Source organism: Streptomyces diastatochromogenes (genome assembly GCF_002242805.1).
Lineage (GTDB): Bacteria > Actinomycetota > Actinomycetes > Streptomycetales > Streptomycetaceae > Streptomyces > Streptomyces diastatochromogenes.
In genome coordinates this window covers 1-1,531 of record NZ_MCGQ01000178.1, presented here as the reverse complement: position 1 = coordinate 1,531, position 1,531 = coordinate 1, and the positions used below count along the sequence as shown (strand labels likewise).

Annotated in this window: 1 protein-coding gene; it reads right to left on the bottom strand. The window is 70.9% G+C overall.

Going from position 1 to position 1,531, the window contains the following annotated elements; translation table 11 throughout:
• A partial coding sequence (locus BEK98_RS47480; protein ID WP_094222983.1) for a DUF885 domain-containing protein occupies positions 1-1,379 on the bottom strand: 1,379 nt, incomplete at its 3' end.
• Positions 1,380-1,531 lie beyond the last annotated feature (152 nt).

Genomic DNA, 1,531 nt, shown 5'->3' with positions numbered 1-1,531 from the left:
TCCAGGTGCATGCCGATGTCGACGATCACGCGGATGATCCTGAGCATCTGCTTGTCGAGGTAGCCGAGGCGGCGGGCGGGGTCGGTGAGGAAGCCCAGTTCGTCCATCAGACGCTCGGCGTACAGGGCCCATCCCTCCTTGTTGGCGGTGACCGCGCCGAGGGTGATCTGGTAGCGGCTGAGGCCGCCTGCCGCGGCAGTCCATCGGGCGGTCTGCAGGTGGTGCCCGGGGACGCCCTCGTGGTACCAGGTGCTGACGATCTGCCAAGTGGGGAAGGTCTCTCGGCCCAGCGTGGGCAGGTAGGTGCGCCCGGGGCGGCTGAAGTCGAGGCTGGGACCGGTGTAGTAGGGGGCGCCTGAGCTGCCCGGGGGCGCGATTCTCGTCTCGACCTGACGGAGCGGGCCGGAGATGTCGAAGTGGGTGCCGTCCAGGGCGTCGATCGCCTCGTCCATGACGTTCTGGAGCCAGGCGCGGATGTTCTCCTCGCCCGCGATGGCGTGGCCGTGCCGGTTCAGGTGGTCCATGGTCTCCCGGGCGGTGACTCCCGGGAGGATCCGGCCGGACTCGGCCCGCATCTCGGTGGCCGTGCGGTGGAACTCTTCCCAGGCCCAGGCGTAGGCCTCGGCCGGGTCCAGGTCGGTTCCGTTGGCCCAGCGGGCCGAGCGCAGGTAGCGTTCGCGGCCGACGGCGTCCGGGGTGCCTTCCGCGGCGGGCAGATAGGTGCCGTGCAGCCAGTCGCGGAAGCCGGCCACTGCGGCCGTCGCCCGTTCGGCGGCGGCGTCCAGCTCAGGCCTGAGCCGGTCCGGAGCGCCGGCCACGAACTCGGCGAACCAGCCGGCACCGCCGACGTCCTGGCCGGTCCAGGCAGCGAGCTGTCCGATGACGGCCCGGGCCTGGCGGGGCGCGCACAGCAGTTCGCGTGCGATGCCCTCGGTCAGGGTCGCCCGGTAGCCGTCGAGCGCTCCGGGCAGGTTGCGCAGCCGCCCGGCGACGGTGGCCCAGTTCTCTTCGGTGTCGGTGGGCATGAGGGTGAACATGCGCCGCACCTTGTGCAGGGGCGAGCTGACGTTGCGCAGCTCGCGGAAATGGTCACCGGCCTCATACAGGGCGAGTTCCGAGGTCAGTCTCTCCCGCAGCAGCCGGGCACAGTTGCGCTCGGCGTTCTCGAACACCACGCCGTCCTTCTCGGTGGCGTCGAGCGCGCAGAGTGTTCGCCGGGCCAGTTCGGCGAGGGCCTCGAAGCCTTCCGGTGACAGGTCCGGCTGCCGGCCGTCGTCGGGGTGCAGCCCGAGTCGGGTCGAGGTCCTGGGGTCGAGGGCAGCGACCTGCGCGACGTGGTCGTCGGCGATCCGCCGCGGGGTGCTCGGCTTGTCGCACATGCCCTCCATGCTGTCGTGCCACCGCCGATGCTGTCAGCGGTCGGCTTTCAGCCGCTCTCAGCCAGGTTGGATCGCCTGTCTGTGTGGCCAGGTGGCGAAGGCCCCCTCCTGAGGGGCTGTCAGGCTGCGGTCCATATGACGATGTGCTGCGC